Here is a 14,986-nt window from a genome sequence, read left to right on the forward strand (position 1 = left end):
GAGGCGAAGGGGGTATGTGTGCAAAGCCTGCCAGCGCGATTTTCTGGACATTTCCGACAGACTTAGCTAAGTTGGCTAAGTCTGGTTAGCCAAGTGAAGGCCGCCGCCATGAAATATGTCACGATACATGAAGCCAAGACCCAGCTATCGCGCCTGATCCGCGAGATCGAGGCAGGAGGCGAGATTGTCATTCGCCGCGGCAAGGAGCCGGTGGCGCGCCTGATCGCGGAAAAACCTGTCACCAAGCCGAAGCGCAAGCCCGGCCAGTGGGCCGATCTGCGCCTGAGTGCGGAGGAGAATGCACTGCTCGTCGCCCCCATGACGGAAGAGGAGCTAGCGGACTGGTATGGCAGTGAAGAGGACGTGAAAGCTTGAGGCTGCTCTGCGATACGCACAGCTATGTCTGGTATGTCACCGAGGATTCCAGTCTTTCCTCTGCAGCACGCGCGGCTATCGATACCGGTGATCCGGTAGTCAGCCTCGCCACGGTGTGGGAAATCGCGATCAAGGTAGGTGCCAAAAGCCCGCCCGTAATGGCGAGCATACTGAAGCGGATCCGCTCAGATGGCCTTGCAGACGGTTTCGAGCTTATCGGTATCGACATGGAGGACCTTATTGTCGCCGGGCTGATGCCCCTGCACCATCGCGATCCATTCGACCGGCTTCTCGCGGCGCAGGCCCGCAATGGCGACATGCCCGTTGTCAGCTCTGACCGTGCGTTTGACGCCTATGGCGTGAAGCGCATCTGGTAGACCTCAGGCCGCCCGTCCGGGGCTGGTTCCCTTCACCGGGCTTTCGGCGAGGGTTTCGCCAAACACGCGCTGGTAGAATTCGGCCACGATGGGGCGCTCCAGCTCGTCACACTTGTTGATGAAGGTCAGGCGGAAGGCGGTGCCGACATCGCCGAAAATGGCGGTGTTCTCGGCCCAGGTGAGCACGGTGCGCGGGCTCATCACAGTGGAAAGATCGCCATTGATGAAGGCTTCACGGGTGAGGTCAGCCACTTTCACCATGTCCGCGATCCGGGCCTTGCCCTCTTCGCTCTTGCCATATTCGCCAAGCTTGGCTTCGACGATGGCCCGCTCGGTCTCCGAAGGGAGATAATTCAGCGTCACCACCAGCGACCAGCGGTCCATCTGGCCCTGATTGATCTGCTGGGTGCCGTGATAAAGCCCGGTCGTGTCGCCCAGCCCCACCGTGTTGGTGGTGGCAAAGAGGCGGAAATGCGGGTGCGGGCGGATGACGCGCGTCTGGTCCAGCAGGGTGAGCGAGCCGGAGGCCTCCAGCACGCGCTGGATGACGAACATCACATCGGGGCGGCCGGCATCGTACTCGTCAAACAGAAGGGCGACGGGGCGCTGCACGGCCCAGGGAAGAATGCCTTCCTGGAACTCGGTCACCTGCTGGCCGCCGCGCAGCACGATCGCGTCCTTGCCGACCATGTCGATCCGGCTGACATGGCTGTCCAGATTGACCCGGATCATCGGCCAGTTCAGGCGAGCGGCCACCTGCTCGATATGGGTGGATTTGCCCGTGCCGTGATAGCCTTGGACCATGACGCGGCGGTTGAAGGCAAAGCCGGCCAGGATGGCGCGCGTGGTCGCCGGATCGAACACATAGGTCTCGTCAATCGCGGGCACGTGCTCGTCGCGCGTGGAAAATGCAGGCACGGCAAAACCGGGATCAAAGCCGAACAGGGCTTTGCAGTCGGCAGTGGTATCGGGCTTGGCGGCAATGAGCGTGTCGGTCATGTCGGTCCGGTCTTTGTCAGCAAACAGGCGTCTTCCCTGCTAACTAGCGCGCATGCGCAGCATTGGCCAGCGGCGGGGCGCTGTGCAAGGCCTCACGCCATCCCGGCGCTTTTGAGGATCTGGTAGCTGGCCACCACGCGCTGCAGGGCTTCCTCACGCGAGCGGTCACCGCCATTGGCATCGGGGTGATAGGCGCGCACCAGTTCGGCATAGCGCTTGCGGATATCGCCCTTGGCTGCATCGGCCTCCAGCCCCAGCGCATCAAGCGCCTTTTGCTGGAGCCGGCCGAGCTGAGGCCCTTTGGGGGCAGCGGTGCCGTCCGCATGGCGCGGGGGCGGGCGTTCGCCGAACAGGGAAAACGGGTCGACGAAGGCGGATTGCCAGTCGGTGCTGGCACGCTCGGCCTTGGCCCTGGCAGTCCCGCCTGCGCGGAAATTCCAGGTCGGCCGGTGACCCCAAGCCGCACTGCGGGCATAGGCCTGGGCCGTGCCTTCGCTCATGCCTTCGAAGAAATTCCAGCTCTTGTTGTACTCGGCGGCGTGCTTCTGGCAGAAATGATAGTGCTCGTTCAGCCGCTCGCGCGATTTGGGCGCCTTGGCGGTCGCGTGTTCGTTGCAGCGCGGATATTCGCACAAGGTCACGTCCTCGGCCGGCTTGCCGCCGGGCGGACGGATGCGGATATCCTTGAAGCGCGGGCGGTATTTGAAGCCGGAATCCATGCATAGAAGTATGGTGCGGTGCGGGTTATCGGGCAATGAAGGATACAGGTGAAATGACAGAAACCAGACGGCGGATCGAGGACAAGCTGAAAGCGGCGCTCGCTCCGGCCCAGCTCGAAATCATTGATGACAGCGCATCCCACGCAGGTCATGCCGGGGCAAGACCCGGCGGGGAAAGCCATTTCACCGTTGATATCGTGTCTGAGGCCTTTGCCGGCAAAAGCCGTATTGCCCGCCACCGGCTTGTCAATCAGGCGCTAAGCGAAGAGCTTGCCGGGCCGGTGCATGCGCTGGTGATCCGGGCGAGAGCGCCGGGGGAGTAACCTCACCGCGTTTCACCGGCGAAAGCCGGTGCCCAGTCTTTCCGGATCCCGGCTTGCGCCGGGAAAACGCAGAATTGGATCCCAAGGGACAAGTGGCCTTGGGTTCCCGCCTGCGCGGGAACGACGAGAACAACAGGAATGACGGGGGAAGCCCCGCTATAGCCCCATCTGCTTCACCGCCAGATCGCGCATGATTTCTTCAGAGCCGCCGCCAATCGCCATCACCTTTACCTCGCGATAGATGCGCTCGATCGCCTGCCCGCGCAAATAGCCCGCCCCGCCGAGTATCTGCATGGCCTCGCTGGCGCAGAACTCCGCCGTGGTGGAGCCCAGCACCTTGACCTTGGCAAGCTCAGCGGCGGGCATTTCGCCCTCATTCATCGTCCAGGCGATGGCGCGCAAGTAAGCCTCCAGCGCGTCTATGCGCATGCTCATATCCGCGATCTTGTGGCGGATGACCTGATGTCTGATGAGCGGCTTGCCGAAGGTCTCGCGTTCCTTGGCCCAGCCAATCGCATCATCAAGGCAGCGCTTCGCCATGCCAAGGCACCCGGACGCCAGCGCAAGGCGCTCGAAATTGAAGTTTTCCATGATGGCAAGGAGGCACAGGCCCTCCTCACCCAGCTGATTGCCTGCTGGCACGTAGCAATCATCGAAATGGAGCGTCGCCGTGTCAGACGCCCACCAGCCCATCTTGTTCTTTATCGGCGTGCGGTTGAAGCCTTGTGACCCGGCCTCGACCAGAAAGAGCGAGATGCCGCCAAAGCCCTCGCTCCCTGTGCGCGCGCCGACCACATACCAGCGTGCCTTCATGCCGCCGGTAATGAAGGTCTTCTCGCCTGAAATGCGCCAGCCTTGGCCATCGCGCACCGCGCGGGTTTTCATCCGCGACAGGTCAGAGCCGCCCGACGGCTCGGTCATGGCGAGTGCGCCGCCTTCACGCCCGGAAATGATTTCGGGAAGCACGGCGCGCCTGATCTCTTCAGACGCCAGCTTCGCGATGGGCCCGGTCATGATATTGCGGCAGCCGAGTGAGGCATTGACTCCGCCAGCGCCGGTATAGGCCAGCGTTACGCCGCTATCCATGCGCATGAAGGCGTCGTCAAAGCCGAGCCCGCCATAGGCCTCGTCAATGCCGAAGCCGAACAGGCCCAGCGCGCCGGCTTGTCTGTGCAGCTCCCAGGGGAAATCACCCGCCTCGTCCCACTCATTGGCAAAGGGGGCGATCTCGCGCGCCACGAAGGCTTCCACAGATTCCCGGAAAGCCTTGCGTTCGGCTGTATCGAACGGGTTCTGCATCAGGCTTTCACGATACCCTTGTTCAGCAGCAGTTCGGCGATCTGGACAGCGTTGAGGGCGGCACCTTTGCGCAAATTGTCCGAGACGATCCACAGGGCGAGGCCGTTTTCGACCGTCGGGTCTTCGCGGACGCGGGAGACGAAGGTGGCAAACTCGCCGACGCATTCGACGGGCGTCACATAGGCGGGCTCTTCCTCGTCGGCACGGTCGATCAGCATGATGCCGGGCGCTTCGCGCAATATGGTGCGGGCCTTCTTCGCGCTGATCCCGTTTTCAAACTCGATATGGGCGGCCACGCAGTGGCCGACAAAGACGGGCACGCGGGCGCAGGTGGCAAAGAGTTTTATCTTCGGGTCGAGGATTTTCTTGGTCTCGACCACCATCTTCCACTCTTCCTTGGTCGAGCCATCCTCCATGAAAACGTCGATCTTCGGGATCACGTTGAAGGCGATCTGCTTGGAAAAGGCCTGCGGCTCAATGGGATCGTTCACATAGATGGCGCGGGTCTGGCGCCACAGCTCGTCCATGCCTTCACTGCCGGCCCCGGAGGTGGACTGGTAGGTGGCGACCGATACGCGCTTTATCACGGCCACATCGTGCAGGGGCTTCAGGGCCACAACCGTCTGGATGGTGGAGCAGTTCGGGTTGGCGATAATGCCCTTCTTTATGCCGCCATCGAGCGCATCGGCGTTCACCTCCGGCACGATGAGGGGCACGTCAGGGTCCATCCGCCAGGCCGACGAATTGTCGATCACAATTGCGCCTGCCTTGGCGATTTTCGGGGACCACTCTTTCGACACATCCCCGCCTGCGCTCATCAGGACGAGATCGACCTTCGAAAAGTCGAACGTCTCCAGATCCTTGCATTTGAGGGTCTTGTCGCCATAGCTCAGCTCGGTGCCGACCGAGCGGCGCGAGGCGAGGGCGTGAACCTCGCCAGCCGGGAACAGGCGCTCGGCCAGAATGGTGAGCATTTCCTTGCCCACCGCGCCGGTTGCGCCAACGACTGCGATATTGAGTGCCATGGGGTGGTCCTTGCTTTTCCCTCGTCCTTCGAGCACCACGTGGCCGAGGGATGAGGGTATGTGCGTTGCCCTCATCCTTTCGGAACGCGGTGGCGCTCGAAGCGCGAGGGCATCAATGCTCTTTGCAGGCATGGATCCCCCGGACCGCTACGCGGCCGGAGGATGACAGGTGTGGCTACGCCAGGCTCGGATCGATCTCCTTGCAGGCCTTCACCAGGCCCTTCACGGCATCGACCGAGTGATCGAACATTTTCTGTTCGTCGGCATTAAGGCTGATCTCGACGACTTTTTCCGCGCCGCCAGCGCCAATCACCACCGGCACGCCGACATACATGTCGCTCACGCCGAACTGGCCGGTCAGGTGCACCGCGCAGGGCAGTACGCGCTTCTTGTCGTTGAGATAGGACTTGGCCATGGCAATCGCGCTTTCGGCGGGCGCATAGAAGGCCGAGCCATTGCCCAGAAGCTGGACGATCTCACCGCCGCCCGAGCGGGTGCGGTCCACGATGGCGTCGATCTTCTCTTGCGTGGTCCAGCCCATCGCAATCATGTCGGGCACCGGGATGCCAGCCACGGTAGAATAGCGCGTCAGCGGCACCATGGTGTCGCCATGCCCGCCCATCACGAAGGCGGTGACGTCTTCCACCGACACCTTGAACTCTTCAGCCAGGAACCAGCGGAAGCGGGCCGAATCCAGTACGCCCGCCATGCCGACCACCATGTTGTGGGGCAGGCCGGAAAATTCGCGCAACGCCCAGACCATGGCGTCCAGCGGATTGGTGATGCAGATCACGAAAGCGTTCGGGGCATATTTCTTGATGCCCTCACCGACGGCCTTCATCACTTTCAAATTGATGCCCAGAAGGTCATCGCGGCTCATGCCGGGCTTGCGCGGCACACCGGCGGTGACGATGCAGACATCGGCGTCTGCGATCGGGGAATAATCTTCCACCGAACCGCCAGAGAGATGACTGTCCTTGCCGAACACGGGGCTGGCTTCAGCGATATCGAGCGCCTTGCCCTTGGCTGTGCCTTCGGCAAGGTCCATCAGGACGACATCGCCCAGTTCCTCGCGCGCGGCGATATGGGCAAGCGTGCCGCCGATCATGCCGGCGCCGATAAGGGCAATCTTCTTGCGGGCCATGAGCCTCTCCTCGTCTGAATGGGAGCGCCGTTACGGGTGAGTGCTGCGGCGCAAAATCCGATGGCCGCGTGTCTAGCGCCGCATGAGGATTTCCGCAATGTCCCCGCGCCGCAAGGCAGCTCAGCCAGCCGGGCTGCGCCGTTCTGCCGCCAGATATTCCGCGCTCTGCATCTCCATCAGGCGCGAGGCCGTGCGCTCGAACTCGAACGCGCCGTCACCTGCCGGGTAAAGCTGTTTCGGCGGAGCTTCAGCGCTCATTACCAGCTTGGCGCGTGTATCGTAGAGCGCATCGATCAGGGTGACGAACCGGGCCGCCTCATTGCGCCGGGCCGGTGACAGCACCGGCACATTGTCGATCAGGATGGTGTGGAAGGTGTCGGCCAGCGTCAGATAGTCGGCCGCGCCAAGCGGGCGGTCGCAAAGCTCGGTAAAGGTCAGCCGTGCAACGCCTGCGGCCTCGCGCTTCACCTCCAGTCTGCGCCCCTGGATCGTCAGGGTGCAGCTCTGCGGGCGCGCGCCGAGGGTCAGCCGGTCAAAGGCAGCGTCCATGGCGTCGTCGGCCTCGTCTCCCAGCGGGGTGTAATAGACGGGCGCAGCGGTAAGGCGCTCCAGCCGGTAGTCGCGCCCGCTATCGAGGCGTTTTACTACCAGACGATCCTCGATCATGGCGATGAAGGGTTCAAATAGCGGGCGGTTGAGCCCGTCCTTGTAGAGGTCTGACGGGTGCCGGTTGGAGGTGGCGATGACGACCACCCCTTTCTCGAACAGGCGTTCGAACAGGCGTCCAAGGATCATGGCATCGGCCACGTTGGTGACCTGCAGTTCGTCAAAACACAAAAGCCGGGTCTCGCGGGCGATAGCGTCCGCCACGGCGATCAGGGGCTCACCCTTCTTCGTTTCCCGCTCGCGGGCGATGCGGGCATGCACGTCCTGCATGAAGGCGTGAAAATGTGCGCGGCGCTTTTCCTTCAGCTTCACCGCGTCGTGGAACAGGTCCATCAGCAGCGATTTGCCCGTGCCCACCCCGCCCCACAGATAGAGACCCTTCGGCGGCAGCGGGGCCCTGCGGAACAGGCCGGACCTGCCGCCATTCCATGTGTCGATCCGTGCAGCGAGCTGGTCGAGCTGGCGGGCAATGGCGCGCTGGCCGGCATCATCGGTCAGCCGCCCTTGCGCGATACCCTGCTCCAGCGCCAGCGACGGCTTCACGCCGGGCCTTTCAGCACAAGCGCGACAAGGCCAGCGGCCGCCAGCGAGAAGCTGATGGCCGTGGCCAGGATGAAAAGGGCCGGGCGGCGGATGGTGCGCATGGATTTCGTTTAGCGCGCGCCGGGCAGCGATGCCAAGGGTGGCAATGTTGCGCCGTTCCTCAGACGCGCCGGATGAGGCCGTCCACACCCTTCTCGATCAGGTCAAGCGCATGTTCAAAGGCGGCCTCATCACCATAATAGGGATCAGGCACGTCGCGCCCGGCAAGGCCCACCGACCAGTCCATGAGCATGGAGACCGGACGGTCTTCCAGCCGGCGGACATCGCGGGCGGTGACGAGCCATCGCTTGTGACCCGCATCCATGCCGATAATGTGGTCGAAGCGGGCAAAATCCTCATCGCTCAGGGCGCGGGCGCGCTGATCGGCAATGTCGTAGCCGCGCCTTGCGGCGGCCTCAACGGCACGGGGATCGGGCGCTTCGCCCGCATGCCAGTCGCCCGTGCCGGCGGAATCAAACATCATCGGCTTGTTCAGCTTTGCGGCCATGATCTCGGCCACGCCCTGCGCCATGGGCGAACGGCATATATTGCCCGTGCAGACAAAGAGGACGGAGACGGTCCTGCGGTTCATGGCGTTCCTTTTCAACCCCTCGAGAACGCGAATGGATGGCTGCCAGCCTATCGCGGCAGACAGGGGCTGCCAGCCAAAGCCGTTCTTTGGGTTAGCGCGGGACTAACCAGCGGCCTTTGCCCGCCCCTCAATGAGGGCTTCCACTACGCCGGGATCAGCGAGGGTGGAGGTGTCACCCAGAGATCCCAGCTCATTCTCCGCGATCTTCCTCAGGATGCGCCGCATGATCTTGCCTGAACGCGTCTTGGGCAGGCCGGGCGTAAACTGGATCACATCCGGGCTCGCGACGGGGCCGATTTCCTTGCGCACCTGATCTTTCAGGGCCTTTTCCAATGCCTCGCTGGCGGCAACGCCTTCGTTCAGCGTCACATAGCACCACACGCCCTGACCTTTGATATCGTGCGGATAGCCAACGACCGCCGCCTCGGCCACGTCGGCGTGGAGCACCAGCGCGCTTTCGATCTCGGCCGTTCCCAGCCGGTGGCCGGAGACATTCAGCACATCATCAACCCGGCCGGTAATCCACCAGTATCCGTCCTCGTCACGCCGCGCGCCGTCGCCGGTGAAGTAATAGCCCGGATAGGTGGAAAAATAGGTGTCGAAGAAGCGCTGGTCATCGCCGTAGACGGTACGCATCTGGCCTGGCCAGGAGCCCAGAAGCACCAGATTGCCCTCTGCCGCGCCGCTATCAGGCAGGCGCTTGCCCTCATTATCCACCAGGGCGGGCTGAACACCGAACATGGGAAAGCCTGCCGAGCCGGGCTTGAGATCGTGGGCGCCAGGCAGTGGCGTGATGAGATGGCCGCCGGTCTCGGTCTGCCACCATGTATCAACGATAGGACAATGCCCTTCGCCCACCGTCTTGTGATACCAGCGCCAGGCTTCGGGATTTATGGGTTCGCCCACCGTGCCGAGCAGGCGCAGCGAGGAGCGGTCATGTTTCGTCACCGGATCATCGCCGAGACGCATCAGGGCGCGGATGGCGGTCGGCGCAGTGTAGAAAACCGAGACTTTGTGTTTTTCAATCACCTGCCAGAAGCGTGAGGCATCCGGCCAGGTCGGCACGCCCTCAAACATCAGGCTGGTCGCGCCGTTCGATAGCGGTCCGTAGACGATATAGGAATGACCCGTCACCCAGCCGATATCGGCGGTGCACCAGAAAATATCGCTCTCTCTGGCATCAAAGGTAAGCGCGTGGGTCATCGTGGCCCAGAGCAGATAGCCGCCTGTGGTGTGGAGTACGCCCTTGGGCTTTCCGGTGGAGCCGGACGTATAGAGGATGAACATCGGATCCTCGGCGCCCATGGGTTCCGGCTCGCAATGGGCATCCACCTGGATGGACAGGTCGTGATACCAGTAATCACGCCCCTCCTCCCAGTGCACGTTCGCGCCGGTGTGCTTCACGCACAGTACGCGCTTGACGCCCGGTGCGCTTTTGAGCGCTTCGTCCACATTGTCTTTCAAGGGGATGGCCTTGCCGCCGCGCACGCCCTGATCGGCGGTGATGACGAACTCGCTCTGGCAGTCATTGATCCGGCCTGACAGGGCTTCGGGCGAAAACCCGCCAAACACCACTGAATGGACCGCGCCGATGCGCGTGCAGGCCAGCATCGCGAAAACCGCCTGCGGGATCATGGGCATGTAGAGCGTGACCCGGTCGCCCTTCTTCACACCCAGCATTTTGAGCACGTTGGCAAACCGGCACACATGATCGTGGAGCTGGCGGTAGGTGATCGAATGGTGATGGGCGGGGTGATCACCCTCCCAGATCAGGGCCGGCTTGTTGGCGCGGGTTTCCAGATGCCGGTCAATGCAGTTGACCGAGACATTGAGAATGCCGTCCTCGAACCAGCGAATGCGGAAATCTTGCCTGTTGAACGAGACGTCTGAGATTTTTTCCGGCCGCCTGATCCAGTCCAGCCGTCCCAGCTCCTCGCGCCAGAAGGCTTCAGGCTCCTGGACAGAGCGCGCATAGCGGGCCCTGTAACGCTCGCCACTCATGTCCGAGGCGGAGAAGCTGGAGGCTACCGGAATGATCTCTTCGGACATGGCGTTTCCTCTGGATAGCGGCAAGCACGGTCAGGGCGGAGCTTGGCCGATTGGGTCTGCCCCCTGCAAGCGCGCAGTCCATCTGATGGCTTTTGTGCGCCCCGCCCCTTGCAAGACGGGCTGTGATCGGCTGATCTCCCTCGCGAATATTGACCCCTCGTTTGCGGGAGACATACCGGCATGCAGCTCAACCAGGCCAGCTGGCCCGAAGTCGAAGCCTATCTGAAAAAGTCCAAGGGCATTGTCATCCCGATTGGCTCTGTCGAGCAGCACGGGCCCAATGGTCTTCTGGGTACCGACGCGATCTGTCCTGAAGTGATCGCGAAAGAAGCGGGCGACGAGGCGGGCTTTCTCGTTGGCCCGACCTTCTCGGTCGGCTCTGCCCAGCACCACTTGGGCTTTACCGGCACGATCACGCTGCGGCCCACCACGATGATTGCCGCGCTCAATGACTGGATCGACAGCCTGCACCGGCACGGTTTCAAGCGTATCTTCTTCCTGAACGGCCATGGCGGAAACATCACCACCATCGATGCGGCGTTTGTGGAAAGCTATGCGGCCTGGTCGCTGGATGGCGAGGCCTGCCCCTACAAGCTCAAACAGACCTCATGGTGGATGTTCGACGAGGTGGCGCAAGTCTGCAAGGAGCTGTTTCCTGAAGGCGATGGCAGTCATGCCACGGCGTCCGAAGTTGCCGTCACCTACTATGCCTACCCGCAGGCAGTGAAAGATGTGGTGATGACACCCAAAACCGCGCCCGAGGGGCGGTTCACCGACGCGGCAGATTACCGCAAGAACTTCCCCGATGGCCGGATCGGCTCTGATCCCTCGCAGGCTACGCCTGAAAAGGGCAAACGCATTGTGGAGGTGGCGAAGAAAGCCCTGATCCGCGAGGTTGAGGCCTATTTCGCAAGCTGATGCCCGCCCGGACCGCGTGACAGGACGCGTCCTGGCGCCTATATCGGCGCCATGAACGCGCCCGTACAGAACCCTGCCGAAGTGACGCCGCAAGCCGGGCCGGGCCGCGTGGAACCGGCCCAGTCCCAGCGTATCAACGCGATGGCGACGGCGCTTTCGGTCGGCGTGGCGCTTGTTCTGGTTGGCGCCAAGCTGGCCGGCTGGATGGCATCGGGTTCCATTGCCCTGCTGGCGAGCTTTTTCGATTCCCTGCTGGATCTTGCTGCCTCGGTGACGGCGTTCCTCGCCGTGCGCTATGCGGCCCGCCCGGCTGATAACGAGCATCGCTTCGGCCATGGCAAGGCGGAAGCCTTTTCCAGCCTGCTGCAGGCGGTTCTGGTCGCAGCCTCGGCCATCTTTCTCTTCGTGGAGGGCGGGCGCCGGCTTGTCGATCCGCAGCCTGTGGAGGCGGGGATATGGGCGCTGGCGGTGATGGTGCTTTCGCTGGTGCTGACGCTCGGCCTGATCCGCATGCAGACGCTTGTCATTAGGCGTACCGGCTCGATCGCGGTCACCGGTGACCGGGCGCACTATTCAGCCGATCTGCTGTCCAACCTTGCCGTGATGGGCGGGATTGCACTGGCTGTCTTCGCCGGGCTGGAGCGGGCTGACCCGGTGCTTGCCCTGTTTGTCGGCGTGCTGCTGGCGCGCTCTGCCTTCAATCTGGGCCGCGACAGCGTGAACCAGCTGCTCGACCGGGAGCTGCCAGACGAAACGCGCGCCCATATCGAGGCGCTGCTGACCGATGATCCGCGCGTGCTGGGCGTGCACGAGCTGCGCACGCGCGCAGCCGGTCCGCTCATTCATATTCAGGTGCATATGGATCTGGAGCCGTTCCAGACCCTGAAAGAGGCCCACGATGTGGTGGTGGCGGCCGAGCTGAGGGTGCTCAGGCACTATCCGGCGGCGGACCTGCTGATCCACTCCGACCCGAAAGGCTATGGCGAGGCGCACGGGCGCGGCTTTTTTGATGCCGACCCCGAACCGCATGATGGCGGGGCGCGCTGAATACGCGCTTAAACCGCCGTGCGAAGCGCATTAGCGTTTGCTTCGATGTTCATTCTGCACCACTGGCCTCTTGATCCCTGGTCCCGGCAGGCGCGCCTCGCGCTGGCGGAGAAGAAGTGTGCCGTGGAGCTGCGCTTCCAGCGTGTCTGGGAGCCGGAAGATGCGTTTTTCGATCTCAATCCGGCGGGTCTCACCCCGGTTCTGGAAGATCGGTCTGGCGAAACGCCGCTGGTCATTGTGCAGGCCGATGCCATCCTCGCCCATCTCGAGGAGACCCGGCCAGAGCCGCCGCTTCTGCCGTCAGATCCGGCAGGGCGTGCCGAGGTACGCCGTCTGGTGAGCTGGTTCGACCGCAAGTTCGATGCCGAGGTGAACGCCTATCTGCTGCATGAGAAGCTGGAAAAGCGCATGCAGAATCTCGGCTCTCCCGATGCCGCCATGATACGGGCGGGGCGCGACTATCTACGCGCCCATCTCGACTATATGAGCATGTTGCTGGAGCGCCGCGACGGGCTGGCGGGCCCTCGCTACTCCATGGCCGATCTGGTCGCGGCGGCGCATCTGTCGTGCGTGGATTATCTCGGCGATGTGCCCTGGGACAGCTTCCCGGCGGCGAAAGCCTGGTATGAGCGCATCAAGTGCCGCCCGGCTTTCCGTTCGCTGCTTGACGACCGCCTGCCGGGCCTGCCGCCTGCGCGCTGGTATGCCGATCTGGATTTCTGAGGGCGCGCGAAACAAGCATCTAGGAGGATGCGGCCCGTGTGCCCTCACCGCCACACCTGTTAACCACATTGCCACAGTTTTGCGTGTCAGCGCTTGGCCCGGCTGTCTTGCGGGTGTAACAGGCTGGCCTCGCTGACGGCATACGCCGCCCTTCCGGAGGTCTCGTCCGACCATGCGATCTGAAATCTGGAGCGCCCTCACGCGCACGCGGTAGCGCGGACAAAGGGGGCACCGGGACTGGCGGCCGAGAGGCTGCTGTTCTGCGTAACGCTTCTCCCCTGCCGCACTTCACGCTTCCATTTCAGACCTGCCTTGTCCGCGCCCGGCCACCGGGCCATGCGGGCTTCAGCATTCGAGACGATCATGACCGGACATTTTGACGATGATGACGCGCGCGCGCCGCGCGTGCTGTCCAATACCGCCGTCCTGGCCTTTCTCTGGCGCCAGTGGATGCGCCGCCCGTGGTTCTTTGCCGCGCTGGTGGGCTTCACCCTCATCGCGACCACCATCGATGTCTTCATTCCGGTGGCGGCCGGGCGGCTGATCGACACCATGACGGGTACGGGCGATGGCCGGCACTGGGCTGCATTTGCGCTGTTTCTGGGGCTCGCCATTGCCTTCAACGCTATGCGCCAGATTGCCGTGCGTTTCGAGATACGCTTCTCAAGCGCCAACATGGCCGACATGACGACCGAGTCTTTCGCGCGCGTGCAGCGCTTTGCGCTCGACTGGCATGCCAACACATTTGCCGGCTCGGTGGTGCGCAAGATCACGCGCGGTATGTGGGCCTATGACACGATCACGGCGACGCTGTGGTTCGGGCTGATCCCGTCTGTCCTCGTCATGGCGGGGCTGGGTGTCTACATGCTTTTTACCTGGCCGCTGGTCGGGCTCTACGCCCTTTGCGTCACCGCGCTGTTCATCGTGGCGTCGGTCCTGATGTCGGCGCTCTATGTGCGCCCGCAGAATATCCGCTCCAACCGGCTGGATTCCGAGCTGGGCGGCGCGGTGGCCGATGCGATGTCCGGCATCGCCACGGTCAAGGGGTTTGGCGCCGAGGACCGCGAGGACCAGCGCTTCCACGCGCTGGCCTGGCGCTGGCGTGGGGAGGTGAAAAAGACCTGGCTGCGCTTTGTGAACACCTGGCTGGTGCAGATCATCGCCGTGCTCGCCCTTCAGACGGGCCTGACAGGCCTGCTGATCGGGCTTTGGCAACGCGGCGAAGCCAGCCCCGGCGCGGTGGTGTTCGCCATCACCGCCTTCATGCTGATGGCGGGCTATATGCGCCGCTTCGGCGAAGAGGTGCAGAATGTCCAGCGGGGCCTCGACGAGATCCAGGATATTGCCGCCTATGCGCGGCAGGAGACGCAAATTGCCGATGCGCCCGGTGCGCCGGACTTCGTGCCCGGTCCCGGGGCCATCATTTTCGACCGCGTGCGCTTCACCTATGCCGGGCAGAACAGGCCGCTCTACGAGGATTTCTCACTGGAGATTCCCGCGGGCGAGAAAGTGGCTCTGGTCGGCCCGACGGGCTCAGGCAAGTCCACTTTCGTGAAGCTGGTCCAGCGGCTCTATGACGTTGATGCGGGTTCGATCCGCATTGACGGTCAGGATGTGCGCGAGGTGACGCAAGGCAGTTTGCGCCGTTCCATAGCTCTCGTGCCGCAGGATCCGGCCCTGTTTCACCGCTCGATTGCGGAGAATATCGCCTATGCGCGCCCGGATGCGTCGATGGACGATATAATCGAGGCAGCGAAGCGCGCCCGCGCGCACGACTTCATCACGCGCCTGCCAGCGGGTTATGACACCCTGGTGGGAGAGCGCGGGGTGAAGCTGTCGGGCGGGGAGCGTCAGCGCGTCGCGATTGCCCGGGCGGTGCTGGCCGATGCCCAGATCCTCATCTTCGATGAAGCCACGTCCAGCCTCGACAACGAGACCGAGCGCGAGGTGCAGGAGGCGATGGCAGATGTCATGGCGGGGCGCACCGCCATCGTCATCGCCCACCGGCTGTCGACCATTCGCGACGCCGACCGGATTCTGGTCTTCCACGAGGGCCGGATCGTGGAGCAGGGCACACATGGCGAGCTGCGCGCGCAAGGCGAGGGCGTCTATGCCCGCCTCGCGGCGCTGGCGGCGGCGGAGTAGGGG

At 63.2% G+C, this 14,986-nt stretch carries 15 protein-coding genes; 7 read left to right on the forward strand and 8 right to left on the reverse strand.

Going from position 1 to position 14,986, the window contains the following annotated elements:
• The first annotated feature begins 108 nt into the window (after nucleotides 1-108).
• Nucleotides 109-375 (forward strand): type II toxin-antitoxin system Phd/YefM family antitoxin, encoded by a 267-nt coding sequence (locus IEV75_RS05250; RefSeq protein WP_188451489.1) that lies wholly within the window; start codon nucleotides 109-111, stop codon nucleotides 373-375.
• A complete protein-coding gene (locus IEV75_RS05255; RefSeq protein ID WP_188451490.1) occupies nucleotides 372-752 on the forward strand; it encodes a type II toxin-antitoxin system VapC family toxin in 381 nt (126 codons plus the stop codon). Before IEV75_RS05250 ends, IEV75_RS05255 begins: the two co-directional genes overlap by 4 nt.
• Before the next feature lie 3 nt (nucleotides 753-755).
• Here IEV75_RS05255 and cobS read toward each other — a convergent pair whose 3' ends face one another.
• Together cobS and IEV75_RS05265 are read right to left on the reverse strand one after the other, a co-directional pair.
• Nucleotides 756-1,751 carry a cobaltochelatase subunit CobS gene (cobS, locus tag IEV75_RS05260; RefSeq protein WP_188451491.1) on the reverse strand — a complete coding sequence of 332 codons (996 nt, stop codon included), beginning with the start codon at nucleotides 1,749-1,751 and terminating at the stop codon, nucleotides 756-758.
• A 92-nt stretch (nucleotides 1,752-1,843) separates the two neighbouring features.
• On the reverse strand, nucleotides 1,844-2,470 hold the full coding sequence (locus IEV75_RS05265) for a DnaJ domain-containing protein (RefSeq protein ID WP_188451492.1): 627 nt from the start codon (nucleotides 2,468-2,470) through the stop codon (nucleotides 1,844-1,846).
• A gap of 53 nt (nucleotides 2,471-2,523) precedes the next feature.
• Between IEV75_RS05265 and IEV75_RS05270 the strand changes: the two genes are divergently transcribed.
• Nucleotides 2,524-2,793: a BolA family protein gene (locus IEV75_RS05270; RefSeq protein WP_188451493.1), complete on the forward strand. Its 270-nt coding sequence runs from the start codon at nucleotides 2,524-2,526 to the stop codon at nucleotides 2,791-2,793.
• A gap of 156 nt (nucleotides 2,794-2,949) precedes the next feature.
• Here the strand turns inward: IEV75_RS05270 and IEV75_RS05275 are convergent, their stop codons facing one another.
• The 6 genes from IEV75_RS05275 to acs form a co-directional block, all read right to left on the reverse strand.
• Complete coding sequence (locus IEV75_RS05275; protein ID WP_188451494.1) at nucleotides 2,950-4,092, reverse strand: acyl-CoA dehydrogenase family protein; 1,143 nt, start codon at nucleotides 4,090-4,092, stop codon at nucleotides 2,950-2,952.
• Nucleotides 4,092-5,117, reverse strand: coding sequence for an aspartate-semialdehyde dehydrogenase (locus IEV75_RS05280; protein ID WP_188451495.1), 1,026 nt, complete (start codon nucleotides 5,115-5,117; stop codon nucleotides 4,092-4,094). The genes IEV75_RS05275 and IEV75_RS05280 overlap by 1 nt, the downstream gene beginning before the upstream one ends.
• A gap of 175 nt (nucleotides 5,118-5,292) precedes the next feature.
• Entirely contained in the window at nucleotides 5,293-6,261 is a 969-nt protein-coding gene (mdh, locus tag IEV75_RS05285; RefSeq protein ID WP_188451496.1) for a malate dehydrogenase, read from the reverse strand.
• A 120-nt stretch (nucleotides 6,262-6,381) separates the two neighbouring features.
• Nucleotides 6,382-7,470 (reverse strand): cell division protein ZapE, encoded by a 1,089-nt coding sequence (gene zapE, locus IEV75_RS05290; protein ID WP_188451497.1) that lies wholly within the window; start codon nucleotides 7,468-7,470, stop codon nucleotides 6,382-6,384.
• A 160-nt stretch (nucleotides 7,471-7,630) separates the two neighbouring features.
• A complete protein-coding gene (locus IEV75_RS05295; protein ID WP_188451498.1) occupies nucleotides 7,631-8,101 on the reverse strand; it encodes a low molecular weight protein-tyrosine-phosphatase in 471 nt (156 codons plus the stop codon).
• A 102-nt stretch (nucleotides 8,102-8,203) separates the two neighbouring features.
• Entirely contained in the window at nucleotides 8,204-10,150 is a 1,947-nt protein-coding gene (gene acs / locus IEV75_RS05300; RefSeq protein WP_188451499.1) for an acetate--CoA ligase, read from the reverse strand.
• A 180-nt stretch (nucleotides 10,151-10,330) separates the two neighbouring features.
• Here acs and IEV75_RS05305 point away from each other — a divergent pair, with 180 nt between their 5' ends.
• The 4 genes from IEV75_RS05305 to IEV75_RS05320 all read left to right on the forward strand — a co-directional run bounded on the left by IEV75_RS05305 (nucleotide 10,331) and on the right by IEV75_RS05320 (nucleotide 14,983).
• Entirely contained in the window at nucleotides 10,331-11,068 is a 738-nt protein-coding gene (locus tag IEV75_RS05305; RefSeq protein WP_188451500.1) for a creatininase family protein, read from the forward strand.
• 51 nt (nucleotides 11,069-11,119) lie between these two features.
• On the forward strand, nucleotides 11,120-12,115 hold the full coding sequence (locus tag IEV75_RS05310; RefSeq protein WP_233351757.1) for a cation diffusion facilitator family transporter: 996 nt from the start codon (nucleotides 11,120-11,122) through the stop codon (nucleotides 12,113-12,115).
• A 45-nt stretch (nucleotides 12,116-12,160) separates the two neighbouring features.
• Nucleotides 12,161-12,838, forward strand: a complete 678-nt coding sequence (gene fzlA, locus IEV75_RS05315) for an FtsZ-binding protein FzlA (protein WP_188451501.1) — start codon at nucleotides 12,161-12,163, stop codon at nucleotides 12,836-12,838.
• A gap of 363 nt (nucleotides 12,839-13,201) precedes the next feature.
• A complete protein-coding gene (locus IEV75_RS05320) occupies nucleotides 13,202-14,983 on the forward strand; it encodes an ABC transporter ATP-binding protein (RefSeq protein WP_188451535.1) in 1,782 nt (593 codons plus the stop codon).
• Nucleotides 14,984-14,986 lie beyond the last annotated feature (3 nt).

Origin of the sequence: Glycocaulis albus, assembly GCF_014639075.1 — a bacterium.
Taxonomy (GTDB): Bacteria; Pseudomonadota; Alphaproteobacteria; order Caulobacterales; family Maricaulaceae; genus Glycocaulis; species Glycocaulis albus.